The sequence below is a fragment of the Rhodanobacter ginsengiterrae genome, assembly GCF_050026815.1.
Lineage (GTDB): Bacteria > Pseudomonadota > Gammaproteobacteria > Xanthomonadales > Rhodanobacteraceae > Rhodanobacter > Rhodanobacter ginsengiterrae.
Map to the genome: position 1 here is coordinate 1 of NZ_JALBWO010000034.1, position 25,155 is coordinate 25,155.

Genomic DNA, 25,155 nt, shown 5'->3' on the forward strand with positions numbered 1-25,155 from the left:
CCGCTTTTGCTGCGGGGGGTGGGTGGGGGCGCGGTGGGGGGGGGGGGTTTGGTTAACCGGGTTTTTCTTCTTGGGGGCGTTGTTTTCCCGCCCCCAATGTTTACGGGTGCCCCCCGCCGCCCCGGGTTGTGGCCCCCCCCGCCAACCCCGCGTCGCCCGGCTCAGAAGTCCTTCTGCAAGCTCAGGTACACGCCGCGGCGCGGACCGAACTGCGGTGCACCGACGCCGATGCCGCTGCCATCGCGCAGCTCGTAGCTGCGATCGAGCACGTTGAGCACGGCCAGCTGGGTGTGCAGCTTGCCGAAACCGTCGAAGGCGAAGTCATGCGCGACGTTGAGGTTCAGCTGGAAATACGCCGGCAGCGAGGCACCGTTCGGCACGACGCCGTCCTTGCGCAGGCCGCTGCCGAACAGGTAATCGGCACCGACGCGGGTGCGCTCGCTCAAGGCGTAGTTGATGCCGCCCGACGAGGTCAGCTTCTGGTCGTGGTCGAGGAAGATGTAGTGGCTGTTGACGTAGGCCAGGTCGTCCGCGGCGAAGTTGTACTGGCTGGTGATGATGCGCTTGCCGATGGCCTTGCCCAGCGAAGCGTTGACGTACGCCGACAGCGGACCCTGCTGGTAATTGGCGGTGAGTTCCAGTCCCTTCACCTGGCCCGCGGCGTAGTTGAAGGTGGAATAGACCAGCGCGGAGCCGAACTGGCCCTCGTCCTGCAGGCGCTGCACCTTGCGGTAGTACGCGTCTACGCCGACGGTCCACGCCGAGCCGAGGTTCTGCGAGATGCCCGCATCGAGATAGTCCGAGCGCTCGGCCAGTGGCGTGTTGTTGCCGGTGTCCGCCACCGCATTGGTGGTGCCGTCGAACCTGGCGATGTTGCTGCTGGCGATCATCTCGGTGGCCGGCGGCGTGAAGTAGTGCGAGTAGCCGGCATGCACCACGGTGCTGCCGGTGGCCTGCCAGACCAGGCCGAGGCGGGGACTCAGCTGGCTCTCGCTGCGTGCCAGATGGTAGCGATCGCCGCGCAGGCCGTAGTTCAAGGTCCAGTCCTGGCCAATGCTCCACTCGTCCTGCACATAGGCGGACCAGGTCTTCGCGCTGAGGCGGCTGGCGTCGAGAATGTTGAGCGGCGTGGTGCTGGTCGGAAGGCCGTCGGCGCCGGCCGGGAACACCCAGGCATCGTTGCCGCTGGCCGCACGCTCGAAGCTGCCGTAGACGCCGTAGCGCAGGGTGTGGCGGCTACCCAGCGGCGTGGCGAAATCCGCCTGCAAGGTGCTGGCGCGATTGGTTCGGGTCACAGCCGAGGCGACACCGTTGAACATCAACTCGCCGATCCGGTCGGGCGTGTAGGCGAGGCTGCTGTAGCGTTGGCCGACCGACACCTGGTAGTCGGTGGCGCCCAGCTTGCCTTGCAGGGCGAGCACGCCGAAACGGGTGTTCTCGCGCTGGCGTTCGTTCAAGTCGGCGGAGTTGAAGTCGACCGTGTCGAGGTAACCGAACTGCGGCGCCTGGCCGGGATTGTTCGGGATCTGGAAGCGGTTGTTGGCGACGCCAAACAGCAGGCTCAGGCGGGTGTCGTTGTCGATCAGGTAGCTGATGTCGCCGAAACCCTTCACCTGATTGGTGTGGTCATGGATCGGCCTCCTGCTGGCGGTGGGGTTCTCGATGCCGGCGTCGTTCTCCATGGAGTTGCCGGTGAGGAACCAGCTCCAGCGATCCTTGCTGCCCCACACCGAGGCGTTCGGATTCAAGGTGCCGTTGCTGCCGCCGGTGATGCCCGCGCTGCCGCCATTGCCCAGGTCATGCCCGCTCTTCGTGGTGATGTCGACCACGGCCGCGGTGCGCAGGCCGTACTGTGCCGACAGGGCGCCGTCGAGCAGCTTCACGGTACGGATCGTGCGCGCGTCGAGGCTTTGCCCGAAGCCGCCGATCGATTCAGGGATGATCACGCCATTGATGCGGTATTGCAGGTTGGCGTGGTCGCCGCGGACATGCAGGCCGCCGTAGGAATCTTGCACCACGCCCGGCGCCTGCAGCAGCACCTGGTTGATCGGCGTGGAGGCACCCAGCGGCAGCTGCGCGATCGCCTTCTGGCTGATCACGTACTGGCTGCTGCCGGTATCGGTCGACAACCCGTTGCGCGACTGGTCCAGCGCCGCCGAGACCGAGACCGCGCCGAGCTCCTGCACCTGGGGCTGCCGGTTGCGGCTGCCGCTGTCGGTCGGGTCGTCTGCGTTGGTGGCGATCGGCGGCGACGCGGGCGCGGCGATCGTGTCGGTGGCGTGGACAGCGGTGGTGGCCAGCGCGGTGGCGAGACTCAAGGCAAGCAGGGAGGGTTTCATGCGGGAGTTCCGGCAGAGACGAGGAAGTATAGTGTTATGTTATAACATAGCTTTTCTTGGGCGAGCCTGGCCCATGTCTGAAGTCATGCCTCGCCACGCGCCTGGACGTCGAGCCGTCCGCCTGCCGCATTGAGCCGCGCTTCACGGACGATCTCTAGACTGCAGTGACAGCAAGTGCGCCAGCCGCGCCTTGCGCGCCCCACGGAGTCACGCATGACCAAGTCCAGCAGCCAGCAGGTGCCCGCGGTGATCGTTCCGGCCGAACCGGGCCGGATCACCGCGGCAATCCTCGATTTCGTCAGCGAGGTGCCCGACAGCAGGATCGACACCAGCAAGGACCCGGCGAACGAGGCGCGGCGGCTGGCCAGCCGCGCCGCCCAGCGGGCGGCGCTGACCGCCGGCTCACTGGCACTGCCGCCGGGTCCGCTGGGTTGGCTGACCCTGCTGCCGGAGCTGATCGCGATCTGGAAGATCCAGGGCCAGATGGTCAGCGACATCGCCGCCGCCTACGGCCGCCATGCCGCGCTGGGACGCGAGCAGATGATGTGGTGCCTGTTCCGCCATACCGCGGCGCAGGCGTTCCGCGACCTGGTGGTGCGCATGGGCGACCGGCTGATCTTCCGCCGCATGTCCTGGGGCGTGGCGCAACGCGTGGCCAGGCAGGTCGGCGTCAAGCTCACCCAGCGCACGCTGAGCAAGGGCCTTTCACGCTGGCTGCCGGTGGTCGGCGCGCTGGGCGTCGGGGCCTATGCGTACTACGACACCAGGCAAGTCGCCAGCACGGCGATCGAGATGTTCGAGAGCGAGATGACGATCGAGGACGCCGCCGATGCGGACGACTCGGCCACCGGCAAGCCGAACGCGGCGCCGCAGCCGAAAGCCAAAACGGTGCGCCGCGTGGCGGACAAGCTGGTCGACAAGGCCGTCGCCGGTGCCACGCGCAAGCTCGCCAGCACGGCACGCAAGGTTGCCGGCAAGCCGCGCAAGAAGAAGCCCGAGTAACGCCAACGCGGATGACGGTGGCACGGCTTTGCGGCAAGCTGCAGGCCTTCTGTTTGCCGGAGCCGCCGCATGTCACCCACTCACGATCCTCACGGCGCGGCGCGGCCCGTCGCGCTGATCACCGGCGCCGGCCGCCGCGTCGGCGCGGTGACCGCGCGCGTGCTGCACGCTGCCGGTTACGACCTGGCGTTGCACTACCGCCATTCTGCCGATGCAGCCCGTACGCTGGCCGAAGAACTGGAAGCGCAACGCAGCGGCAGCACCTTGCTGCTGCAGGCCGAGCTGGCCGAGCTGCAGGCACTGCCCACCCTGATCGACCGGCTGCTGGCCCGCTATGGACGGCTCGATGCGCTGGTCAACAACGCATCGGCGTTCTTTCCCACCCCGCTGGGTACGGCGACGCCGCAGCAGTGGAACGAGCTGTTTGCCTCCAACGCGCAGGCGCCGTTCTTTCTCTGCCAGGCAGCCATTCCCGCCTTGCGCGCATCGCGCGGCGGGATCGTGAACATGATCGACATCTACGCCGAGCGCCCGCTGGCGGAGCATCCGCTCTACTGCATGGCCAAGGCCGCGCTGGCCGCCATGACACGCTCGCTGGCGCTGGACCTGGGGCCGGAGATCCGCGTCAACGGCGTCGCGCCCGGCGCCGTGCTGTGGCCCGGCGACGGCAAGGCGTACGACGACCAGCAGGCGATGCTGGCGCGGACACCGCTGCAGCGCGCCGGCACGCCGGAGGACGTGGCGAGCGCCGTGCTGTGGTTGTTGCGCGATGCACCGTTCGTGACCGGGCAGATCATCCGGGTGGATGGGGGGAGGACGTTGTCGGTGTGAGTCGCTGACGTCGCTTCGGCTAGCAACGCGGCGGCGTGGACCCCACCCCTGCCCTCCCCTGCACGCAGGGGAGGGTATCCCGGTAGCTTCGAGCTTTCTCGGAACGCGAGGTAGCACTGCGCTTCCGCTCTGCGACCCTGCTTCGCAGGGGAGCGTATTTCAGTGGCTTCGCGCTTTGTCGGAATGCAAGGCGGCTTCGCGCTTCCGCTCTGCTCCCTCCCCTGCTTGCAGGGGAGGGTCGGGGTGGGGTCGCTCCTGACCCGGCTATCTCTTCTTCGGTGCGAACGCCTGCTGCAGCAGTGCCTGGTCGAAGCCGATGCTGGCTTCACCGGCTTCGGCATAACGATACAGCGCGGCGGCGTAGATGCCTTGCAGCGAAGCCTGGATCAGCCCGAGCAGGATGAAACCCAGCACCACCACGATCGCCGCCACCACGATCGCCACGATGGATTGCATCGCCACCGCGCCGCCGATCAGCGCCGCGCTGACCAGCACCGCCAGCACCATCATCAGGCCGAACACGACGCCGATGCCGCCATTGCCGATCAGGTTCTCGCCCCAGCTGCGCTTGAGCAGCTCGACGCTTTCCTTCACCGCATCGACCGGGCCGACGTCCTTGCTGGCCAGCACCGGCACCACCAGGAAGGTGGCTACCGTCCAGGCCAGGCCAATGAAACCGATCACCAGCCGGCCGATCAGGCCGAGCCGCTCCTGGATCATCCGCAGCAGCAGGCCGACGGTGGCGGCGATCAAGGCGTAGCCGAAGATCTGCGGCAGCTTCGCCCGGGCCAGCGCCAGGCCGGCGCCCACGCTGATCGGTTCACCGCGCAGGTGCATCAGCGCCACGCCGGTCAGCGCGGTCTGGAAGAAGATGATCACGAAATACTGCACCAGGTAGAACGCGAACATCAGCAGATAGCTGCCGACCGACATGCGTTCGTGGAAATCCCCGCCGGCATGCGCACCGCCGATCACCATCATGCCCACCGGGATCAGGAAACTCGCTGCCACCAGCAGCGTGCAGATGCCGGACAACAACGGAAACAGCAGCAACGACTTGTCCGAGCGCAGCACGGCCGCGCTCGCTTTCATCAACGCCCAGCTGCGTGCAAACTTGCCTGCCATGCCTGTTCTCCCCCTCAAGCGCGGATCGCGACTGCGCCCTTTCTAGCATCCGGCGCACGGGTGCGAAAGTGCGCCGTGTCTACGGCGACAGCGGCTCAAGCTGCAGCGGCTCGGCCTCGGCCGGAAACGCGGACCACAGCTCGGCCATGCTGACGCCACTGATCGGGTGACGGAACTTCGGCGCGATGTCCGCGATCGGCCGCAACACGAACGCGTGCTGCAACTCGTTGCGCGGAATCTGCAGATGGCCCGGACCGTCGAGCACCAGCGCGTCGTAGAACACGATGTCGATGTCCAGCGTGCGATCCGCATAGCGCGGCACGTCGCGGCGGCGGCCGTGGCGATCCTCCAGCGCGTGCAGCCAGTCGTTCAAGGCCGCGGGCGACAGCCCGGTATCCAGCCCCACCGCGAGATTGACGAAGTCCGCGCCGTCAAAACCGACCGAGGCGCTGCGATACGCCGGCGACACGGTCAGTCGGCCGAAGCGATCATGCAAGTCCGCCAGCGCCGCGGACAGATGGCGATGCGGTTCGAGATTGGAGCCCAGACTCAAGTACACACGTGCCACGTGCTTTACGCCCCAGCGTGTTCAACGGCCCTGCGGCCGGCCCCCGATTCTGCCCGGGATTCGCCGCGCACCGCCAGCGCCGCCCGCACATCCTGCCCGGAAGGCTGCTGGTACAAGGCCAGCCCGAACTCGGGAAGCAAGGCGAACAGATGATCGAAGATGTCGGCCTGGATGCCTTCATATTCGGCCCACTCCACCGTCGTGGTGAAGCAGTACAACTCCAGCGGAATGCCCTGCGCTTCGCTGGCCAGCTGACGCACCATGCAAGTGAGTTCGCGGTGGATCTGCGGATGTCCATCCAGATACGCCTGCACATAGGCGCGGAAGGTACCCAGGTTGGTCAGGCGACGCCGGTTCGCCGGCAACGCCGCCGCCTCGCCCAACCCGTGGTTCCACTGCGCCACGTCGCGCTCCTTCGACGGCAGATAATCTGCCAGCAGACGCAGCCGGGAGAGCCGACGCAGTTCCGCATCATCGAGGAAATGCACGCTGGCCGCATCGATGTAGATCGCGCGCTTGATCCGGCGGCCACCGGTTTCCTGCATGCCGCGCCAGTTCTTGTAGGAATCGGAGATCAGCCGCCAACTGGGGATGGTGGTGATCGTCTTGTCCCAGTTGCGCACCTTGACGGTATGCAAGGCGATGTCGATCACGTCGCCATCGGCATTCAACTGCGGCATCTCGATCCAGTCGCCGACCCGCAGCATGTCGTTGGTGGATAGCTGCACGCCGGCCACGAAACCGAGGATGGTGTCCTTGAAGATCAGCATCAATACCGCTGACATCGCACCCACGCCGGACAGCAACAGACCCACCTGCTTGCCGGTGACGGCGGCAATGATGATCAGTCCGGCCACGATGAACAGGCCGATCTTGACCAGCTGTACCAGCCCCTTGATCGAACGCTGCTGGCCGCGCGGCGTCCGCCGGTACATGTCCTCGCTGGCCGACAACGCGGCGTTGATGGACATCACGATGCAGAACACCACCAGCGCGGTCATCACGTTGCCGACCAGTGCTTCGCTGCTGTCCGGCACACCCGGCACCAGCGCCATGCCGTACTGGATGATCAGCGGGGATAACGCCCACGCCAGCCAGCGAAAGGTGCCATATCCGAGCAGCGCGTCGTCCCAGCGGGTCGCCGTGCGGCGGGCAATGCTGCCGACCACGCGGTGCAACAAGCGGCGTACCAGCGCCCCAGCCAGCCATGCCAGGCCCAACAGGGCCAGCACGCCCAGGGTGGTGCGCATCCAGGGAAGGTCAAGCAGGTCTTGCAGGTTTTGCATCAGGATTCCTGTCGGCTCATCGACCGCGTGCCGGAAAGTGCGCACGGATCCGCGCGGCATGGAGCGCGAAAAGTCGCATCAACCTGAAAAGATGGGGACCGCAAGCCGCCGAAACAACCGCAGGCGCGCCGCGCGAACGCCGTGCTACTGCGGCCGCACACCGCGCTCAATGCGTACGCCGACCGATTTCGCGCCACGCACCGCGCCCGGCTTGGACAGCTTCAGTCGCACCCAGCTCACCCCGAATTCCTCGCGGATGATCGCTGCGCAACGCTCGGCCAGGGTCTCGACCAGGCCGAAGCTCGACCCACCCACGAAGTCGATCAGGCGCCTGGACACGTCTTTGTAGTTCAGCGTCAACGCGATGTCGTCGCTGGCCGCCGGCACCGTATTGTCGAACGCCATCTCGATATCGAACGCCAGTGTCTGCCGCACGCGGCGCTCCCAGTCGTAGATGCCAATCACGGCGTCGATGCGCAGGTCTTCGATGAAAACGATATCCATGGCGGTAGTCGGCAAGAGGCGGTAGCCGTACAGGGTCGGCGAGGCGGCGCGCAGATGCAAGTCGCAACGGGGCGCCCGTGCGATCATGGAGGCATGACCGCCTTCAACACGCTCCCGCTCAAACCCGCCCTGCTCGCCAGCGTCGAGACGCTTGGCTACACCGAAATGACCCCGGTGCAGGCGCAAAGCCTGCCGCCGATGCTGGACGGCCGCGACGTGATCGCGCAGGCGCAAACCGGCAGCGGCAAGACCGCGGCGTTCGGCTTGAGCCTGCTGCAGTCGATCGACCCGGACGTCATCCGCCTGCAGGCGCTGGTGCTGTGTCCCACCCGCGAACTGGCCGACCAGGTCAGCAAGGCGATCCGCAAGCTGGCGGCCAACATTCCGAACGTGAAGCTGCTGACCCTGTGCGGCGGCATGCCGCTGGGGCCGCAGCTGGCCTCGCTGACGCACGACCCGCACATCGTGGTGGGCACGCCGGGGCGCGTGCAGGAGCACCTGAAGCGCGAGAGCCTGCACGGCGGCGGCATCAAGGTGCTGGTGCTGGATGAAGCGGACCGCATGCTCGACATGGGCTTCACCGAGGCGATCGACGACATCATCGGGCGCATCGCCAAACACCATCAGACGCTGCTGTTCTCGGCCACCTATCCGGACGAGATCCGCGCGGTGAGCAAGCGCGTGCAGAGGAACCCGGTGGAAGTGACGGTGGATGCGCCGGCCGATGAGAAGCCGGCGATCGAGCAGCGCTTCCACGAGGTCGAAGCGACGCAGAAGATCGACGCGTTGACGCAGTTGCTCGGCGGCGTACTGGCCGAGCAGGCACTGGTGTTCTGCAACATGCGTCGCGAAGTGGACGCGGTGGCGCAGGAACTGGACCGCCGCGGCTTCTCCGCGCTGGCGCTGCATGGCGACATGGAACAGCGTGACCGCGACGAGGTGCTGGTGCGCTTCGCCAACCACAGCTGCGCCGTGCTGGTGGCCACCGACGTGGCCGCGCGCGGGCTGGATATCGTGGCGTTGCCGCTGGTGGTCAGCTACGACATTGCGCACGACCCGGAAACGCATACGCACCGCATTGGTCGAACCGGTCGCGCCGGCCAGGCGGGCCTGGCGATTACCTTGTGCACGCCGCGCGAGCGGCCGAAGGCGGCGAACATCGAGGAGTTGAGCGGCACGCCGCTGCCGTGGCGTCCGCTGAAGATTTCGCCGGCACGCGGCAAGACCCTGCACCTGGCGCCGATGAAAACCCTGGTGATCGACGCCGGGCGGCAGGACAAGCTGCGCCCTGGCGACATCCTCGGCGCGCTCACCGGCGACGCCGGACTGGCGGCGAAGGACATCGGCAAGATCGACGTGTTCGCCACCCGCGCCTACGTGGCGATCAGCCGTGAACTGGCCAACAAGGCGCTGGAACGATTGCGCGCCGGCAAGATCAAAGGTCGGAATTTCCGCGTGCGGCCGTTAGGCTGAGCGCGTCCACCTTGCCGGAAGCTCCTGCCATGTCGCGCTGGTTCCATCGCACGCTTGCCCTCATCCTGTTCGGCGCGGTGGCGCCTGCGTGGGCGGCCATTCCGGTCTACGGTTTCAAGGTGGTTCACGCCTATCCGCATGACACCGCCGCGTACACCGAAGGCCTGTTCTACAAGGATGGCCACTTGTACGAAAGCACCGGTCAGGTCGGCGAGTCGACCGTGCGCAAGGTCGACCTGGAAACCGGTGACGTGGTGCAGCGCCACCGCCTGCCCCGGCAATACTTCGGCGAAGGCATCGTCGACTGGAAAGGCCGCATGGTGCAGCTCACCTGGCAAAGCCAGACCGGCTTCGTCTACGACCTGGCCAGCTTCACGCCGCAGCGTACCTTCAACTATCCCGGTGAAGGCTGGGCGCTGACCCGCGACCACAAGAACCTTTACATGAGCGACGGCAGCGCGGAACTGCGCGTGCTGGATCCGGAAACACTCGCCGAGACCCGTCGCATCCCGGTCACCGCCGATGGCGTGCCGGTCACTCATCTCAACGAGCTGGAATGGGTCGACGGCGAGATCTACGCCAACGTGTGGCTGACTGATCGCATCGCCCGCATCGATCCAGCCAATGGCCACGTGGTCGGCTGGATCGACCTGACCGGCCTGTTCGACATCAGCCAGTTGCCGAACCCGGTCGACGACGTGCTCAACGGGATCGCGTGGGATGCCAGCGGAAAGCGCCTGTTCGTCACCGGCAAGTGCTGGCCGAAGCTGTTCCAGATCCAGCTGGTGCAGCGGACCGGCGAGTGAGCCGGCCGTTGCAGGCCGCTAGCGCTGCAGCCAGCTGACCGCGCCACGCCCGGCCAGCAACCCGCTCGCGAAGCAGGCGGTGAGCAGATAGCCGCCGGTGGGTGCTTCCCAGTCGAGCATTTCGCCGGCGCAGAACACGCCCGGACGAGCGCGCAGCATCAGGTTTTCATCCAGCGCTTCCAGTCGCACGCCGCCGGCGGTACTGATCGCCTCGGCCACCGGCCGCGGTGCGCGCAGGTGCAGCGGCAACGCCTTGAGCCGTGCCGCCAGCGCCAGCGGGTCGGCCAGCGTGCTCTTGTCGGTGCGTTCGAACACCAGCGCACACTTCGCCGGGTCCAGGCCGGCACGGCGACGCAGCCAGTCGCCGATGCTGTGCTTGCCGCGCGGCGCGGCAAGGCGCTCGGCCAGCGCCGTTTCGGTGTAGCCCGGCACCAGATCCAGCATCAGCATGGCGTGACCCTGCTCGGCGATCTGCTCGCGCAGGTCGGCGCCGATCGCGTAGATCAGGCTGCCCTCGATGCCGTACTCGCTCAGCACGAACTCGCCCTGGCGCGCATGGGCGACGCCACGGCGGTCGACCCAGTGCGCCACCACCGGCTTCAGCGGTGCACCGGCGAACCGGCTGGACAGGTGCTCGCTCCAGTCGATCTCGAAACCGCAGTTCGCCGGCTGCAGCGGCGCGATGTCCACGCCGGCCTGCTGCAACGGTGCCACCCAACCGCCGTCCGAACCCAGTTGCGGCCAGCTGGCACCGCCGGCGGCGAGAATCGCCGCATCGGCCGACACCACGCGCTGGCCCTGCGGCGTGTCGAAGTGCAGCGCATCGTGCGCCTGCCAGCCCAGCCAGCGATGGTGCATGTGGAAGGTCACCCCCGATTCGCGCAAGCGACGCAACCAGCCGCGCAGCAGCGGCGCCGCCTTCAGGTCGCGCGGGAACACGCGGCCGGAGCTGCCGACAAAGGTCTCGACCCCGAGCCCACCTGCCCAGGCACGCAACGCATCGGCGTCAAACGCATCGAGCCAGCGCGCCACCTCGTCGCGCCGTGCGCCGTAGCGCTCGACGAAACGCGGGCGTGGCTCGCCATGGGTCAGGTTCAGGCCGCCCTTGCCGGCGAGCAGGAATTTCCTTCCCACCGAACCCTTCGCGTCATACAGGTCGACCGCCACGCCGGCCGCGCAGGCGGCCTCGGCCGCCATCAGTCCCGCCGGACCGCCGCCGATGATCGCCACGCGGGGAATTTTCGTCCGGTTCATCCGTGCATGGTCGCATGCCGCGCGGGATCAGCAACAGGCACGCAGCAGACAGGACCGGGCGCCAACGCCGCGCGGTCCCTGTCCCGCCGCGACGTTGTATGGTGAACGCTCCTCCCGAAGGACATTCACGATGCGTCGAGGCATGCTCCTGCTTCCCCTGTTGCTGCTGGCGACGCCGGACGCCGGCAGGGCAACGTCGATGCCGGCCGTGCCGCGCGAGCAACCGGCGCTGCACGCGCTGGCCGGCGCGCCGAGCGAGGCCGAGCTGCGCAGCACGATCACGCAGCTGGTCGGCTTCGGCACGCGGCATACGCTGTCCGACACCAGGTCGGACCGCCGTGGCATCGGCGCGGCACGGCGCTGGGTGAAGGCCCGCTTCGAGGCAGTCTCGCGCGATTGCGGTGGCTGCATCGAGGTGGTTACGCCATCGCAGGCGTTCACCGGCAAGCGCATGCCGGTGTCGACGCAAGTAATGGATGTGGTCGCCATCAAGCGCGGCCGGCGCGATCCGCAACGGGTGATCGTGATGACCGGACATCTCGATTCGCGGGTCACCGATGTGATGAACTCCACCAGCGACGCGCCCGGCGCGAATGACGACGCCTCCGGCGTGGCCGCCCTGATCGAGGCGGCACGACTGCTGTCGAAACAGGACAGCGACGCCACCCTGGTATTCGCCGCGCTTTCCGGCGAAGAGCAGGGGCTGTACGGCGGCAAGGTGCTGGCCGACTACGCTGTCGCCCAGGGCTGGCAGGTCGAGGCCGAGCTGAACAACGACATCGTCGGCAACAGCCGTGGCCAGAACGGCGCGAGCGACAGCACCAGCGTGCGGATTTTCTCCGAAGGCACCAAGAGCAACGAGACGCCGGCGCAGGCGAATTACCGTCGCTATCACGGCGGCGAGGTGGATTCGCCGTCGCGCAACCTGGTTCGCATGATGGCCACCCTTGCCGAGCAGTACCTGCCCGATTTCCGCGTGCGGATGATTTATCGAACCGACCGCTACGGCCGCGGCGGCGACCAGGTACCGTTCCTCGAAGCCGGCTTCCCTGCGGTGCGGGTGACCGAAGCGCATGAGGACTACACCCGCCAGCATCAGGACCTGCGCAGCGGGCACGCGGAGACGGACCGGGGCGTGCGCTACGGCGACACCCTTGACGGGATCGACTTCCGCTACCTGGCCCGGGTTACCGCACTCAACAGCGTGACCATGGCGATGCTCAGCCGGGCGCCCGCACCACCGACCGGCGTCGACAGCGAAGGCTCGCTGGCCACCGACACCACGCTGCGCTGGAACAAGGTGCCAGGCGCGGCCGGATATCGCGTGCACTGGCGCGATACCAGTGCGCCGCAGTGGCAGTTCCGACGTGCGGTCGGCGATAGTGACCACGCGGTGATCAAGGACGTGGTGATCGACGATTGGTACTTCGGCGTCTCGGCGATCTCGGCCGATGGTTACGAAAGCCCGGTGGTGTTCCCGGGCTACGCCGGCAGCTTCGAGCGCTCGCCGGCAACGGCGCCTGCCGGCGGGACTCGGTGAATCCAGCCGCTCAGTCGCGATAGAACAGCGCCGGTTCCGGCCGGTGCAGGCTGAAGCCCTGCACCCGGTTCACGCCGAGCGCGGTCAGCGCCTGCACGGTCTCGGCATCGGCCACCCATTCGGCGATCACTTCCAGGCCCAGCCGGTGGCCGATATCGGTCACCGCCTTGACCATCAGGTGACTGACCGGATCGGTCATCATGTCGCGCACGAAGCTGCCGTCGATCTTGATGATGTCCAGCGGCAGGTTCTTCAAATAGGTGAACGAGGACATGCCCGCGCCGAAGTCATCCAGCGCGATGCGGCAGCCCGCGTCACGCAGCTGCCCCATGCAGCGCACCACTTGCGACAGGTTGCGCACCGCCACGGTTTCGGTGATCTCGAAACAGACCCGCGAGGGCTCCACCCGGTAGCGCTGCAACAGCGCGATGATGCGGTCCACCAGTGCCGTGTCCTCGATGCTGGCGCCGGACAGGTTGATCGCCACCATGTCCAGCCGGCTGCCGGCGGGATGCAGCCGATCGAAGTTGGCCAGCGTGGTTTCGATCACCCAGCGATCGACCAGCGGCATCAGCCCATAACGCTCCGCTGCCGGCAGAAACACGCCCGGCACCACCAGCTGGCCGGATTCCTCGCGAAAGCGCAGCAGCATCTCGATGCCGGGCTCGCCACCCTGGTTCAGCGGCAACGGCCACACCTCCTGATAGGTGAGTTGCAACCGATGCTCGTCGACCGCCCAGCGCAGCCGGTTGGCCCACTCCATCTCGCTGCGCCGGCGCACGGTCTGGTCGTCACGTTCGGAATAGAAGTGCACCCGATTGCGACCGGATTCCTTGGCCATGTAGCAGGCGGTATCGGCCTGGGTCAGCAAGTCCTTGGCCGAGACCCCGGCCGGGTCGGTAACCACGCCGCCGATGCTGGCGCTGATGGTGTAGCTGCGCTGCTCCCAGAGGAAGACATAGCCATCGATGCAGCGACGCAGGCGCTCGGCAATCTGCTCGGCCTCGGCCTGGTCGGCCACCCGGGTCAGCAGCACGCCGAATTCGTCGCCACCGAGCCGGGCCAGCACGTCGGTGCCGCCCAACTGCTTGCGCATCACGATCGAAAGTTGGGCCAGCAGCTGGTCGCCGGCGAGATGGCCGGACGTGTCGTTGATCAGCTTGAACTGGTCGAGGTCGACGTACAGCAGCACCACGATGCGCGCAGCGTCCGGATCGACCACCAGCGAATCGCTGAGCCGGCGCTCGAATTCGCGCCGGTTGTAGAGATCGGTCAATGCGTCGTGGCTGGCCTGATGACTCAGCAACTCGGTGAGCTGGCGCTGTTCGCTGATATCGCTGGCGACCATCAGCAGCTTGCTGCGACCGGCCAGTTCCACCCGCGAGATCGCCACGCTGGCCCAGAAACGCACGCCTTCGCCATTTTGCAGGCGCGCCTCGATCCGCCCGCAACCACGGGTATCGGCCGCTTGCAGTTGCTCGCGCAAATCCGTGTCCTCGAACAGATCCGGCAGCCGGCGTTCGGTGAGCTGGTCGCCGAGACGATCACGCGACGCCTGGTTGGCATAGGTGATCCGGCCGCCATCGACTTCGGCCAGCAGCACCAGCGCCGGCAGCAATTCATTCAGCGCGCGGAAGCGCTTCTCGCTTTCGCGATAGCGTCGACTCATCTGCCAGCCGAGTTCAAGCGCGCGCTGCCGTGTGCCCACGATCGAGTAGACCAGCAGCGCCAGCAGCACGCTGGCCAGCATGCCGAGCGGCAACGTCGATTGCCGCCAGTCGATGCCGCGTGCCGAGGTTTCGCGCGGCAGCATCACCACGCTCCAGGTCCGTCCGAAGTATGTCATGCGGCGCTCGAACCGGTAATCGTCTGCCGGGGGCGTCTCGCCAGGCGCCGAATCGAACAGTGGCAGGCTGCGGCCGGGATCGGTGACGTCGCTGAGTTGCAGCCGAAGCTCGCGCCGCACATCGTCGGGCAACACGTTGTTGAACAGGGTGCTGACGCGAAACGACACCGCGATCGACCCGCGCATGCGCTGCCGGCGCTGCTGCATGGTTTGCGGTGGATCGCCCGGACTGAACACCGGCAGCCTGAGCGTGATCCCGTCATCGGCGCCCGCGCTACCGCGTTGCTGCACCGGCCGGAACGGTGCGGACAAGGTGGCCTGGTCGCTGTCGCGCGATGCCAGCAGACCGGCGAGGTTGTTCGGTTGCGCGCCCACATCGAGGCCGATCACCGGCGCATTGCCGGCGACGGGTTCGACCCAGCGCGTCACGTAGCGTTCGCCCGCGGCACCCGTCTCGCGCTGCGCGTAGGCCATCGCGAGCAGGCTGGGAAATTGCTCGCGCGGACGCAGGTTGGCGTAGAAATTGGCGAACTCGACCGGGGTGACGTCATCCGACGCGAGGAACAGGGTCTGCACCGCGCGCAGCATCGCTTCGGCCGCCTGCAGTCTGGCTTGCAGCGCCGAGCAGGTCTTGCCGGCCAGTTCGCCGCGAACAAAGGTCCGTTCCGTCAGCTGCCTTTGCTGCTGCTGGTGATGGATCAGCAAGGCCAGCGCCAGGCCCACCAGCAAGGCCAGCGCGCTCCACAGCAAGGCACTCAGACGCCAGGGCGATGGCTTCGCCAGCGGCAGGCCGTCAGCGCCGCGATGCCGGCGCGCCGCTGGCCGCGCGGCATCAATCTCGTCGAGATCCATGTTCTCTGGCAAGGTGACCACCGTGGGAGTCCATGGCCCGATGGTACAAGAGCAGAATGTGGGCGTGATGTTACGGGGCGCACGGCCTGGTCCATCAGCGCCGTTCGCGTGGCTTGGCGCGGTGGGTCGGCGTGGCCGTCCACGGATCGTCCGGCCAGGGGTGGCGTGGATAGCGACCCTTCAGCTCCTTCCTGACCTCGGGGTAGGTGCGCTCCCAGAAGCCTTTCAGATCCTGCGTCATCTGGATCGGTCGGCCGGCCGGCGACAGCAGGTGCAAGGTCACCGGCACCCGCCCGCCACCCACGCGCGGGGTATCGGCCAGGCCGAACAATTCCTGCAGTTTCACCGCGAGTACCGGTGGCTCGCCCGCGACGTACTCCAGCTGGCGACTCTGTCCGCTGGGCACCAGCAGGCTCTCGGGCGCCTGCACCTCCAGCGTGCGGCGTTGCTCGTAGTCGAGGCGCGCGACCAGTGCCTGCGACAGCTCTTCCGCGGCCAGCGCATCCAGTCGATGGCTGCCGGCCAGACAGGGCGCCAGCCAGTCCTCCAGCGACGCCAGCAACGCGGCGTCGGAGACATCCGGCAAGCCGAGTTCGGGCATCCATCCACGCAGGGCCTGCATCCGCGCACGCAGGCGCCGTGCCCGATCGCTCCACGGCAAGCTGTCGATGCCCCGCGCACGCACCGCGGCGAGCATCGCCGGCAAGGCATCGCGCGGGGTGACCGGCACGCTGTGGCGCTCCAGCACGATCGCGCCGAAGCGCAGTTCATCGAAGGCCTCGGCGGCACCGCGCTGGTCGTTCCAGCGCAGGCTGCGCTCACGGCTGAATTGCGCCGGAAAATCCCGTTCCAGCACGCGTGGATCCAGCGGCGCCGCGGCGAGGATCAGGCTGTCGCGCGCGTCGCGGCGCAGCTCGATGACGACCAGCCACGGCTCGCCCGACAAAGCGGTGTTCTCGTGCAGGCGGGCGCCGCGGCCGTTGGCCAGCGTGTAGCGCGACGGATTGTTCTCATCGCGGCGCGCCACCCGGTCGGGGAACGCATGCAGCAGCAATTCGCCGACACTGTGGCTATGCGGCACGCCACTGGCAGCGGTGCTCACTTCCAGGCGCCGGCGCCAGCCCTTGCTGGCCTGTTCGATCGCCGCCAGCGCACCGGCATCGGCCTCGCGCGCCTGCGTACCGCGGCGGTCGCGCCACGCATGCAGCGCGGTCAGGCGCAAGCGCAGGTCGTCGTTGCGCGCCTGCTCGCCACGCATCGGCGAGCGTGCGTCGAGCAGCGCCAGCAGATCGGCCACCAGCGCGCGCCACGACGCCGGTGCCCGCAACGCCGCCGCAGCCAGCCGCGGGCTGGCACCGAGTTCGAGCATGCGACGACCCAGCGCACTGATGCGACCGTCGTCGCCCAGCGCACCCAATCGCTGCAGCAACTCGCCCGCCTGCGCCAGCGCACCGGTCGGCGGCGGGTCCAGCCAGCGCAGGTCGGCAGCGCTGCTCGCGGTGATGCCCCAGGCCGCCAGCTCCAGCGCCAGCGAAGACAACTCGGCCTGGCCGATCTCGGCGCTGCGCGCCGCTTCCAGTCGCCGGCTCTGCGGCCACAGGCGATACGCCGTGCCTGCCGCCACGCGGCCGGCACGACCGGCGCGCTGGTCGGCCGAAGCCTGCGAGATGGTCACGGTTTCCAGCCGGGTGAAGCCGGAGTTGGGATCGAAGCGCGGCTCGCGCGCCAGTCCACTGTCGACCACCGCGCGGATACCCGGCAGGGTGATGCTCGACTCGGCCACGTTGGTGGCCAGCACCACGCGTCGCACGCCCGGCTCCGCCGGCGCCAGTGCGGCCTGCTGTTCGGCCAACGACAGTTCGCCATGCAGGGCCAGCACCTCGACGTCATCGCGGGTCAGGGTCTGCGCCAGCACGGTCTGCGTACGGGCGATCTCGCGGCGTCCCGGCAGGAACGCCAGCACGTCGCCGTCGTTTTCTTCCAGCGCCTGCCTGACGATCCTGGCCAGTTGCTGCTCGATGCCTTCCTGCGGGCGCGCCGGCGGGTGCTCGACGCGCACCGCGAAGCTGCGGCCGGGACTGGACAACCGCGGCGCATCCAGCCATTGCGCGATGCGCTCGCCATCCAGCGTGGCCGACATCAGCAGCAGGCGCAGTTCCGGTCGCAAGGTCGCCTGCACGTCCAGCGCCAGCGCGGCGCCGAGGTCACCGGCCAGGTGGCGTTCGTGGAATTCGTCGAACACGATCGCGCCGATCCCGCTCAACTCCGGATCGTGCTGGATCAACCGGGTGAGGATGCCTTCGGTGACCACCTCGATGCGGGTGGCCGCGCTCACCTTCGACTCGAAGCGGATGCGGTAGCCGACGGTCTGCCCGACCGACTCGCCGAGCTGCTGCGCCATGAATTGCGCGGCCGAGCGCGCGGCGATCCGGCGCGGCTCCAGCATCACGATCTTCCGCCCGGCCAGCCAGTCGGCGTGGAGCAGGGCCAGTGGTACCTGGGTGGTCTTGCCGGCACCCGGCGGCGCCTCCAGCACCAGCCGCGGATGGGCTGCCAGCGCGGCGACGACCTGCGGCAGCAGCGGGATGATCGGAAAGCTCGGCGTGGATGCACTCATCCGCGCGAATGATAGTGGCTGCAAGCGGAGCAGGCGCTTCCTGCTCCGCCACGCCGTGATGCTACGGCGACTTCACCGGCGCGCTGCAGCCGGCCAGCCGCTTGCGTGCCAGCTGCAGGCCCTTCGCGTCTTGCGCATGCTCGCGCGCCTGCACGACTACCTGCCAGTTGCGTTCGCACAGCGCGCCATGATGCGTGCCCTGCTGCCATGACTGGATCGCCAGGTTCTGTGCATTCAGATAATCGCCCTGGCCCAGCGCGATTTCCGCATGCCGCTGCATCTGCTCGGGCCAGCTCGGCGCCGGCGCGGGCAACGGCAATGCCGGCAGCGGCAGCGTGATGGCTGCTGCTGGGGTGACCGCGCCCGTCGTGCGCAGCGGCGCCAGCGATTCGAATTTGCTCTGGTAGTCGTCGGTCATCTGCTTGGCATCCGCGCCACCGCGAATCACCCGCGGCGTGATCAGCACGATCAGCTCGGTGCGGTTGCGGCTGCGACTGGTGTTGCCGAACAAGCGGCCCAGGATCGGCACCCGGTTGAGTCCGGGGATGCCGGTGTCGGTATTGCCTTCGGCCTGCTGGATCAGGCCGCCGAGCAGCACGGTCTGCCCGCTCTGCACGGCCACCTGGGTCGCCAGCTTGCGCTGCGAGATGGCTGGATTGCCATTGACCAGCGCCACCGAACGGTCCGCCTGGCTGACTTCCTGGCTGATGTTCATGTAGACCAGGCCGCCGGGATTGATCCGCGGCTGCACGTTGAGGATCACGCCGGTGTTGAGATACCTCACCTCGCTCTGGCTGGTCGTGTTGCCGAGGCCGGAGTTCACGCTGACCGAATTGATCGGAATGCTGTTGCCGACCGAGATATTCGCCACCTGGTTGTTCATCACCACCATCGATGGCGCCGACAGCGTCTTGGTGTTGCCGCTGGTCTCCATCGCGCGCACGGCCACCTGCAGGTTGCTGTTGAGGAAGGAGTAGAAGAACGGCTCGCCGCCGAAGGCATTGCCGCCCTGGCCCAGGCCGATCTGGCGATGGCGATAAGGCTGGCCGGGCGTCAGGGTCGAGTTGCCGCTGCTGTCGGTGCTGGTGGTGCTGCCGGTCAGGCCTTCCAGGTACCACTGCACGCCGAACTGGAATTCACCGGTGAGGTTCACTTCCAGGATGCGCGTCTCGATCTGCACCTGCATCGGCACGTTGTCGAGCTTGCCGATCGCCGACTTGATCTCCTCCCACTGCGACGGTCGCGCGCGCACCAGCAACTGGTTGTTGCTGTCGACCGAGCTGATCCGCACGCTGCCGTCGCTGGAGCTGTATTGCTGTTCGCTGGCTGCCGCGTTGCCACCGGCGGCATTGTTGCCGAAGCCGGCCGAGGCATTGCCGAAGCCGCTGCCGCCGGCGCCGGCCGCGGCCTCGCGACCGCCACCGCTGTTGAAGCCGGAATTGCCGTCCGCGCCATTGCTGCCACCGTTGCGCGATGCATCGGCGGCATTGCCGAAACCGCCCGCGGTGCTGCCCATGCTGGTGGCACCGGCATTCTCGGCACTGCCCAGGGTGGCGCCGGTGAGACCCGGTCCGACCTGCCCGCCGCTGTCGGCCGCGCCACTGCCGCTGGCGCCGTTGGTGTAGATGTTGGCCAGATATTTGGCCAGGTCCGAGGCCTTGATGTTGCGCACGTCGTAGACGAACAGCTGCGGCTCGTTGCCGCCGCCGCGATCGATGCGCGCGATCCAGTCGCCCACTTCGCGCAGGTAGTCGGGCTGGGTGCTGATCACCACCAGCGCGTTGGTGCGCTCGATCGGAATGAAGCGCAGCATGCCGGCCAGCGGCGTGTCGCCGTGCACGCCGAACATGCCGTCAAGCTTGGGCATCAGCTCGCCGACCGTGGCGTACTGCAGGTTGAACACGCCCACCGACATGCCACGCAGCCAGTCGACGTCGAAGGTGCGCACCATGCTCTGGTAGTTGGCCAGTTCCTGCGGCGTACCGGACATCACCAGCAGGTTGCGCGCCGGGTCGGCCAGCAGGGTGGCGTCAGGCCGCGCGAACGGCTTGATCAGTTTCTGCATTTCCGTGGCGGAGATGTAGCGCAGCGGGAACAGCCGCGCCTGCAGGCCGCCCTGCGGCGCGGTGGCGCCGAGGCTGGGCACCAGGTTGCCGGCCACCGCATCCTTCTGCGGCATCACCACGTAGCCGCCGTCGCGATGTACCAGCGCGTTGCCGGTCCAGCCCAGCAGGGTCTCCAGGATCGGCAGGGCCTGGCCGGCATCGACCGGCTCGGAGGTGGAGAACGAGATATTGCCCTGCACGCCGGGCACGATGGTGTAGTTCTGCTTGAGCAGGTCGCCGAGGATCGCCTTGACCACCGCCTGGACCGGCTGGTTCTCGAAGTTGAAAGTGACTGCGCCGCTGCCGCTGGCCGCCGGCCGCGGCGTGGCCAGCGCGCCGGGATGGATGAACTGGCCGCTGCCGTGGCTGATCTCCGGGACGGTCGAAGCGGCTTCGCTCGAACCCACGGCAGAGTTCAGCGGCAAGGGTGGCGGCACCGGGTTCTGCGTGCCGGCCATCGCCTCGCGCTGCAGGGCACCGTCGTCATGCGGCTGCGGCAGGCTGGCGCAGCCGGCCAGACCCACCACGAAAGCGAGTGCAGCGGCGCGCAGGGTTTGCTGGGTGAGCGTGCGGTACATGGATCAACGTACTCCTTCGTTGGCCGCGGCGGCGCGGGCGGCCCGACGTTTCTGGATATTCTGGCGCAGGCGCTCGGCCGGCGATTCGCGTGGCGCATCGGGCTCGGCGCGGTTCGGCATCGGCGGCACCGCGCGAACCGGCGTGACACCTTCATTGGCAGCGTCCTTGCCGGCGGCGCGCGGCGGATCGATCGGCGCGCCCGCGGGCAACTTCAGTTCGGTGCGGCCACTGGAAGCGTCGAAGATGGCCGAGCGCGCATGCACTTCGACCAGCTTCACGCTGCCGTCGGGCAGCGATTCGCCCTCGCGCAGGCGCACCTCGCGATTGGCCTGGCGATCGTGCAGCAGGGCCATGTGCAGGGTGGGCGTGAGGATCACCCCGGTGAGTTCGAGATCACCGAGCTGGCTGCCGCCGTCGGCTGCCGCCGCCGTCGGCTTGCGATCGGGCGCGAACAGCGGCTTCTGCCACACCAGCGCGAACTGCTGCAGCGGCAATGGCTGCGGCAGGTTGGCGGGATTGCCGGCCGGTGGCAGCGGCGCGCGCGCACGCGGCGCGTCCCAGTGCACGCCACGACCGACACCCAGCAGCAACATCAGCAGCAGCGCGCCCAGCGCGATGGCGCCGACCATCAACCAGGGCGTAAGACGACGCTGACCGGCGGCGTTCATGGCGCGTCTTCCGCGGCAACGCCGGGCGCGCCGGGCGCAACCCGCGCCGGGCGCACGTAGCCGGACAGCGTGAACTGCACTTCCAGCGGAACCGCGCCGCCCTGCTGCGCCGCCACCGGGTTGCGATAGATGCTGAGGTCATCGATGAACAGATACGGCGTACCCTGCTCCAGCGCCTGCATCACCGCGGCCAGCGGCTCGAGGTCGCAACTCAGGCTGATGCTCACCGCGGCCCGGCGATACGGTTCGCCGGCAGCCAGCGCAGGACTGGGCAGCGGCATCTTCTGGCTCACCGTGCAACGACCGCTGCCCGCATGCGCGGCCACCACGTCGACCACGCGCTGCATCAGGTCGGCCGCGGCGGTGTTCGGATCGTCGGTCGACAGGAACGCACTGCTGGCCGCCTGGCCGGCGCCGAGCGCGGCAATGCGCTGCTGCAACGCGGGCTTCTCGGCGATGGCGGCAGCGTAGCGACTCTGCGTGTCGCGCAGGTCGGCCATCTCGCCGCGGATCTGCCGCAGCGGCGCGACGAACCACCAGTGCAGCAGTACGACGTAGCCGAGCAGCAGGGTCAGCAACAGCAGGATCACCGCCGCGATGCGACTGTCACGCGGTTTCATGGCCGCCAGCTTCATGGCGTGCCCCCGGCGCTGGCAGCCGTCGCCGACGACTTCGGCTGCCTGACCCGCGCGGTGAGGTAGAAGCGCTCCTTGCCGGTGGTCGGGTCCGGCTGGATGCTGCCCTGGAAACTGGCATCGGTGATCAGCTGCGAATCCTTCAAGGTGTCGAGCAGTTTCGCAGCCTGCTGGCTTTGACCCTGGAAACCGATCTGACCGGTGTTGTCCACGCTGAAGCGTTCCAGCCAGGCGCTGTCGGGCAGGCGCGCGGTGGCATCCTGCAGCAGGCTGAGCATCGCCACGCTGTTCTTCTTGCGCTGGGCCAGGAAGCCGGCGGCGCCGGCGTTGTCCTGCAGTTGCTGGCGCAACGCGGCCACCTGCTGCGCTTCGGCGCGCATGCCCTCGACCTCGGCTTGCATCTGCTGCAGCGCCAGTTGCCGGTTGTGCAGCCATTCGCCCAGCACGAACGCCAGCAGCAGGACGCAGGCGGCGGCCAGGATCAGGTTGAGCCGGCGCCGCGGGCGCGCATGCTGCGGCAGCCGTTCGGCCGGCAACAGGTTGACGCCGAGGCGACCGTCGCCGACCGCCAGATCCACCGCGTCAACGCCGATCGATTGCGCCTGCAGGCGCGCGAGCAGCGGATCGAGCGCATCACGGGTGACCACCACCAGCTCCGCGTTGAAGCGCCCGGCCGGCGCCGTGGTCGCCAGCTCGCGCACGCTGTAGTGCACCTGGGCCAGGGTGAACGGGGTCTGCCGGTCCATCTCGAAACCGGCGACCTGGCCGAGGTTGTCGCGAGCCGCCAGGGGCAGGCTCAGCGTGCGTCGCAGCACCAGCGCGGGCGGCAGCAACAGCGCCACGCGCAGGTCCTCGCGGTCGCCCTTGTGCAGCGCTTCGCGCAGCGCCATCGGCGCGCTGCCGGCCGCATCGCCGGCGATCTGCTGGGCCTCGTCCCAACTGGCCAGCACGCCGGTGTCGCCGCTGTGTCGCAGCGTCCACGTCGTCGAGGTGTTCTGCAGCAGGTACCAGTCCGCGCCGCTGCCGAAAAGACTGCGCCAGCGCACAGGCAGCAGCGCGCGCAGCTCGCCGCCCCACCACTGCAGGAAGCCCGGCAACGGCGAAGCACGCCAGCTGCGGCGTGCGACATCGACCAACGGCCGCAGTGACTGCGTTGCCGAACTCATTCCGCCTCCCCTTCCTGCCAGCGCAACACGGCATACGGTCGCACCTGCCCCGCCTGCAGGCGAATCGTGGCGCGCAGGATCGCGCGCGTGCCGTCGGCCAGCGTAGCCTCGGACCGGATACTATGCGTTGTTCCGCTGCCCAGAACCAGCCGCGGGTCCTTCGCGTTCTGCTGCCGTGCAGCCTCGATCTGCTGGCGTTGTTCCGACGTCATTCCCGGAATCGCCGCCAGTGCCAGCGGCGGCGCGGTGTTCGGATCGGGACTGGCACTGCCGGACCAGATCGTCAGCGCTGGCGCCAGCAACCGGTACAGCGACGGCGTCATGCCCAGCACCATCTGCACTTCCTCGACACTGGCGAACGGGCCGTGCCGCGGGCCGTAGCTTCTGCCGGCGGCGAGATAGTCGCTCTGTCCGTTCGCCGCATCGTCTTGCGCGCCTGGCAGGGTGCGCCAGTCGACCACGTGATCGACCAGCGCCCGGGCCGGCGCCGGCTTCAGCCCGGCCGCCTGGAACAGTGCCAGCAACACGTCGGGTGAGGCGGCGTTGAGATCCACCTTGCCGCCTTCGTCGATCGCGCGCACGGTGATCGTGGCGCCGTCGTAGTGGAAGGTGTACGGCCGGCCATCGGCCATCCAGCGCTGCTTCGCCTGCGGATCCTGCAAGGCATAGGCCGCCCGCATCAGGCCCGCCTCGGCGGCGTAATGCGCCTGCGTCTGGGCAAACTGGTAGCGCGCCTGCAGGCCCTCGGTGCGCGCCAGTGCGGCGTAACCACCGAGCAGGATGGCCAGCAGCGTGCACGCCCACAACACCAGCAGCAGGGCCACGCCGCGCTGATGATCACGGCCGAGCGGAAGTGCGCGCTTCATCGCAGGCTCCCGCCACGCATGCCCATGCGCAGCAGTCCACCCGACGATGCCTCGACCCGCAACGGCACATCCAGCTGCGGCCAGGCGACGGTGCCGTTGACCTGCAACTGGACGCGCACCAGTTGCGGCAGCAGCCGGCCATCGGCCCACGCCGGCGACCAGGCCAGCGCTGCGCCTTTCTGGTCGACGCCGCGATAACTGAAGCTGCCGCTCTTGATGTGGTCGAGCAGCACCTGGCTATCACCCAGCGGTTGCGGCGGCTGGCCATCGGGCGGCAGCAGGGCCAGGCTCAGTTCCAGCCGCAGGCCATTCTTGCCGTCATCGACCAGGCGCAGTTGCTGCAGTTGCGGGCCGAGCTTGCCCAGATAGCCGGGCAAGGGTGCCACGTAGCGCATCTCGCGCGCGCTGCCGACGAAGTACACCGGCTCGCCGTGATCGGTGCGCTCGATCGGCTGGGCCAGGCTTTGCGCCAGTTCGCGCCGCAGGAACTGTTGCGCCGAACGCACCTGATCCATCCGCTCGATCGCCGCCGTGCCGGAGCGCACGCTGTGCGTGGCGGTGCGGATGCCCGAGTACACGCCGACCAGCAACAAGGCCAGCAGCACCAGCGCGGCGAGGACTTCCAGCAAGGTGAAGCCGGCCTGCGCTTTCATGGACTGGCCGGCGTGGGGTTGGCGTTCAACGGCGTGCCCAGCCGCAAGGTGCGGAAGTGGGTCGAGCGCGGATGCGCATCCGGCCCCCACGCGACGGCCAGATCCAGCTGGTACAACTGCAGCGGCGCACCCGGGACGGCCGAACCCGGCGGATTCCACGGTGTCACGTCGAGCTGCCAGCGGTACTGCGCATCGAAGCGACCGGAACGACTGCCCGGCTTGAGCGGCTCGCCGACGAAGGCGCTGTCCAGCAGGCTGCGCGCGCGCATCGCCGCCTGGCTGTAGCCGGCGGCGTTCTGGGTCAGGTTGATCGACGCGCCTGCCACTTTCATCAGCGCGGTGAACGCGATCGCCAGCAGCATGATCGCGGCGATCACCTCGAGCAGGCTGAAGCCGTTTTGGGAGCGGGGAATCCAACAAGGGGACTTCCTGACGGTCGC

General features: G+C 68.1%; 20 protein-coding genes. 5 read left to right on the plus strand and 15 right to left on the minus strand.

Features of this window, described 5'->3' with window-relative positions:
* Positions 1 to 161: 161 nt before the first annotated feature.
* Complete coding sequence (locus ACQGNJ_RS01150) at positions 162 to 2,339, minus strand: TonB-dependent receptor (RefSeq protein WP_426687393.1); 2,178 nt, start codon at positions 2,337 to 2,339, stop codon at positions 162 to 164.
* Positions 2,340 to 2,552: 213 nt separating this feature from the next.
* Here ACQGNJ_RS01150 and ACQGNJ_RS01155 point away from each other — a divergent pair, with 213 nt between their 5' ends.
* Entirely contained in the window at positions 2,553 to 3,341 is a 789-nt protein-coding gene (locus ACQGNJ_RS01155) for a hypothetical protein (RefSeq protein ID WP_426687394.1), read from the plus strand.
* A gap of 69 nt (positions 3,342 to 3,410) precedes the next feature.
* Positions 3,411 to 4,172 carry a pteridine reductase gene (locus ACQGNJ_RS01160; protein WP_426687395.1) on the plus strand — a complete coding sequence of 254 codons (762 nt, stop codon included), beginning with the start codon at positions 3,411 to 3,413 and terminating at the stop codon, positions 4,170 to 4,172.
* A gap of 264 nt (positions 4,173 to 4,436) precedes the next feature.
* Here ACQGNJ_RS01160 and ACQGNJ_RS01165 read toward each other — a convergent pair whose 3' ends face one another.
* The 4 genes from ACQGNJ_RS01165 to folB form a co-directional block, all read right to left on the minus strand.
* Positions 4,437 to 5,297 (minus strand): DUF6159 family protein, encoded by an 861-nt coding sequence (locus ACQGNJ_RS01165; protein WP_426687396.1) that lies wholly within the window; start codon positions 5,295 to 5,297, stop codon positions 4,437 to 4,439.
* 79 nt (positions 5,298 to 5,376) lie between these two features.
* Positions 5,377 to 5,865 carry a 2-amino-4-hydroxy-6-hydroxymethyldihydropteridine diphosphokinase gene (folK, locus tag ACQGNJ_RS01170; RefSeq protein ID WP_426687397.1) on the minus strand — a complete coding sequence of 163 codons (489 nt, stop codon included), beginning with the start codon at positions 5,863 to 5,865 and terminating at the stop codon, positions 5,377 to 5,379.
* 5 nt (positions 5,866 to 5,870) lie between these two features.
* Complete coding sequence (locus ACQGNJ_RS01175; protein ID WP_426687398.1) at positions 5,871 to 7,151, minus strand: mechanosensitive ion channel family protein; 1,281 nt, start codon at positions 7,149 to 7,151, stop codon at positions 5,871 to 5,873.
* Between the two features lie 144 nt (positions 7,152 to 7,295).
* Entirely contained in the window at positions 7,296 to 7,655 is a 360-nt protein-coding gene (folB, locus tag ACQGNJ_RS01180; RefSeq protein WP_426687399.1) for a dihydroneopterin aldolase, read from the minus strand.
* Between the two features lie 93 nt (positions 7,656 to 7,748).
* On the opposite strand from folB, the gene dbpA reads away from it, so the two are divergent.
* Complete coding sequence (dbpA, locus tag ACQGNJ_RS01185; protein ID WP_426687400.1) at positions 7,749 to 9,128, plus strand: ATP-dependent RNA helicase DbpA; 1,380 nt, start codon at positions 7,749 to 7,751, stop codon at positions 9,126 to 9,128.
* Between the two features lie 29 nt (positions 9,129 to 9,157).
* Positions 9,158 to 9,934 (plus strand): glutaminyl-peptide cyclotransferase, encoded by a 777-nt coding sequence (locus ACQGNJ_RS01190; protein ID WP_426687401.1) that lies wholly within the window; start codon positions 9,158 to 9,160, stop codon positions 9,932 to 9,934.
* 18 nt (positions 9,935 to 9,952) lie between these two features.
* Here the strand turns inward: ACQGNJ_RS01190 and ACQGNJ_RS01195 are convergent, their stop codons facing one another.
* The gene (locus ACQGNJ_RS01195) at positions 9,953 to 11,188 is read right to left on the minus strand and encodes a TIGR03862 family flavoprotein (protein WP_426687402.1); all 1,236 of its coding nucleotides are present in this window, start codon (positions 11,186 to 11,188) and stop codon (positions 9,953 to 9,955) included.
* Between the two features lie 142 nt (positions 11,189 to 11,330).
* On the opposite strand from ACQGNJ_RS01195, the gene ACQGNJ_RS01200 reads away from it, so the two are divergent.
* Positions 11,331 to 12,728: a M20/M25/M40 family metallo-hydrolase gene (locus ACQGNJ_RS01200; protein WP_426687403.1), complete on the plus strand. Its 1,398-nt coding sequence runs from the start codon at positions 11,331 to 11,333 to the stop codon at positions 12,726 to 12,728.
* A gap of 10 nt (positions 12,729 to 12,738) precedes the next feature.
* Here the strand turns inward: ACQGNJ_RS01200 and ACQGNJ_RS01205 are convergent, their stop codons facing one another.
* From ACQGNJ_RS01205 to ACQGNJ_RS01245, 9 genes are all read right to left on the minus strand, one after another.
* Positions 12,739 to 15,426, minus strand: coding sequence for a bifunctional diguanylate cyclase/phosphodiesterase (locus tag ACQGNJ_RS01205; RefSeq protein WP_426687430.1), 2,688 nt, complete (start codon positions 15,424 to 15,426; stop codon positions 12,739 to 12,741).
* A gap of 94 nt (positions 15,427 to 15,520) precedes the next feature.
* A complete protein-coding gene (gene hrpB / locus ACQGNJ_RS01210; protein ID WP_426687404.1) occupies positions 15,521 to 18,043 on the minus strand; it encodes an ATP-dependent helicase HrpB in 2,523 nt (840 codons plus the stop codon).
* Between the two features lie 61 nt (positions 18,044 to 18,104).
* The gene (gspD, locus tag ACQGNJ_RS01215) at positions 18,105 to 20,726 is read right to left on the minus strand and encodes a type II secretion system secretin GspD (protein WP_426687405.1); all 2,622 of its coding nucleotides are present in this window, start codon (positions 20,724 to 20,726) and stop codon (positions 18,105 to 18,107) included.
* Positions 20,727 to 20,729: 3 nt separating this feature from the next.
* Positions 20,730 to 21,395 carry a hypothetical protein gene (locus tag ACQGNJ_RS01220; protein ID WP_426687406.1) on the minus strand — a complete coding sequence of 222 codons (666 nt, stop codon included), beginning with the start codon at positions 21,393 to 21,395 and terminating at the stop codon, positions 20,730 to 20,732.
* Positions 21,392 to 22,030: a type II secretion system protein GspM gene (gspM, locus tag ACQGNJ_RS01225; RefSeq protein WP_426687407.1), complete on the minus strand. Its 639-nt coding sequence runs from the start codon at positions 22,028 to 22,030 to the stop codon at positions 21,392 to 21,394. The genes ACQGNJ_RS01220 and gspM overlap by 4 nt, the downstream gene beginning before the upstream one ends.
* Complete coding sequence (locus tag ACQGNJ_RS01230; RefSeq protein WP_426687408.1) at positions 22,027 to 23,196, minus strand: PilN domain-containing protein; 1,170 nt, start codon at positions 23,194 to 23,196, stop codon at positions 22,027 to 22,029. Before ACQGNJ_RS01230 ends, gspM begins: the two co-directional genes overlap by 4 nt.
* Entirely contained in the window at positions 23,193 to 24,062 is an 870-nt protein-coding gene (locus tag ACQGNJ_RS01235) for a type II secretion system minor pseudopilin (protein WP_426687409.1), read from the minus strand. Before ACQGNJ_RS01235 ends, ACQGNJ_RS01230 begins: the two co-directional genes overlap by 4 nt.
* Positions 24,059 to 24,715, minus strand: coding sequence for a prepilin-type N-terminal cleavage/methylation domain-containing protein (locus tag ACQGNJ_RS01240; RefSeq protein ID WP_426687410.1), 657 nt, complete (start codon positions 24,713 to 24,715; stop codon positions 24,059 to 24,061). The genes ACQGNJ_RS01235 and ACQGNJ_RS01240 overlap by 4 nt, the downstream gene beginning before the upstream one ends.
* Positions 24,712 to 25,128, minus strand: a complete 417-nt coding sequence (locus ACQGNJ_RS01245; protein ID WP_426687431.1) for a type IV pilus modification PilV family protein — start codon at positions 25,126 to 25,128, stop codon at positions 24,712 to 24,714. The genes ACQGNJ_RS01240 and ACQGNJ_RS01245 overlap by 4 nt, the downstream gene beginning before the upstream one ends.
* Positions 25,129 to 25,155 lie beyond the last annotated feature (27 nt).

What these genes read in the sequence shown, in the direction of transcription:
- ACQGNJ_RS01150 (WP_426687393.1), bottom strand. Translation starts at nt 2,339, where the DNA reads ATGAAACCCTCCCTGCTTGCCTTGAGTCTCGCCACCGCGCTGGCCACC.
- ACQGNJ_RS01155 (WP_426687394.1), top strand. Translation starts at nt 2,553, where the DNA reads ATGACCAAGTCCAGCAGCCAGCAGGTGCCCGCGGTGATCGTTCCGGCC.
- ACQGNJ_RS01160 (WP_426687395.1), top strand. Translation starts at nt 3,411, where the DNA reads ATGTCACCCACTCACGATCCTCACGGCGCGGCGCGGCCCGTCGCGCTG.
- ACQGNJ_RS01165 (WP_426687396.1), bottom strand. Translation starts at nt 5,297, where the DNA reads ATGGCAGGCAAGTTTGCACGCAGCTGGGCGTTGATGAAAGCGAGCGCG.
- ACQGNJ_RS01175 (WP_426687398.1), bottom strand. Translation starts at nt 7,151, where the DNA reads ATGCAAAACCTGCAAGACCTGCTTGACCTTCCCTGGATGCGCACCACC.
- folB (WP_426687399.1), bottom strand. Translation starts at nt 7,655, where the DNA reads ATGGATATCGTTTTCATCGAAGACCTGCGCATCGACGCCGTGATTGGC.
- dbpA (WP_426687400.1), top strand. Translation starts at nt 7,749, where the DNA reads ATGACCGCCTTCAACACGCTCCCGCTCAAACCCGCCCTGCTCGCCAGC.
- ACQGNJ_RS01190 (WP_426687401.1), top strand. Translation starts at nt 9,158, where the DNA reads ATGTCGCGCTGGTTCCATCGCACGCTTGCCCTCATCCTGTTCGGCGCG.
- ACQGNJ_RS01195 (WP_426687402.1), bottom strand. Translation starts at nt 11,188, where the DNA reads ATGAACCGGACGAAAATTCCCCGCGTGGCGATCATCGGCGGCGGTCCG.
- ACQGNJ_RS01200 (WP_426687403.1), top strand. Translation starts at nt 11,331, where the DNA reads ATGCTCCTGCTTCCCCTGTTGCTGCTGGCGACGCCGGACGCCGGCAGG.
- ACQGNJ_RS01205 (WP_426687430.1), bottom strand. Translation starts at nt 15,426, where the DNA reads ATGGATCTCGACGAGATTGATGCCGCGCGGCCAGCGGCGCGCCGGCAT.
- hrpB (WP_426687404.1), bottom strand. Translation starts at nt 18,043, where the DNA reads ATGAGTGCATCCACGCCGAGCTTTCCGATCATCCCGCTGCTGCCGCAG.
- gspD (WP_426687405.1), bottom strand. Translation starts at nt 20,726, where the DNA reads ATGTACCGCACGCTCACCCAGCAAACCCTGCGCGCCGCTGCACTCGCT.
- ACQGNJ_RS01220 (WP_426687406.1), bottom strand. Translation starts at nt 21,395, where the DNA reads ATGAACGCCGCCGGTCAGCGTCGTCTTACGCCCTGGTTGATGGTCGGC.
- gspM (WP_426687407.1), bottom strand. Translation starts at nt 22,030, where the DNA reads ATGAAGCTGGCGGCCATGAAACCGCGTGACAGTCGCATCGCGGCGGTG.
- ACQGNJ_RS01230 (WP_426687408.1), bottom strand. Translation starts at nt 23,196, where the DNA reads ATGAGTTCGGCAACGCAGTCACTGCGGCCGTTGGTCGATGTCGCACGC.
- ACQGNJ_RS01235 (WP_426687409.1), bottom strand. Translation starts at nt 24,062, where the DNA reads ATGAAGCGCGCACTTCCGCTCGGCCGTGATCATCAGCGCGGCGTGGCC.
- ACQGNJ_RS01240 (WP_426687410.1), bottom strand. Translation starts at nt 24,715, where the DNA reads ATGAAAGCGCAGGCCGGCTTCACCTTGCTGGAAGTCCTCGCCGCGCTG.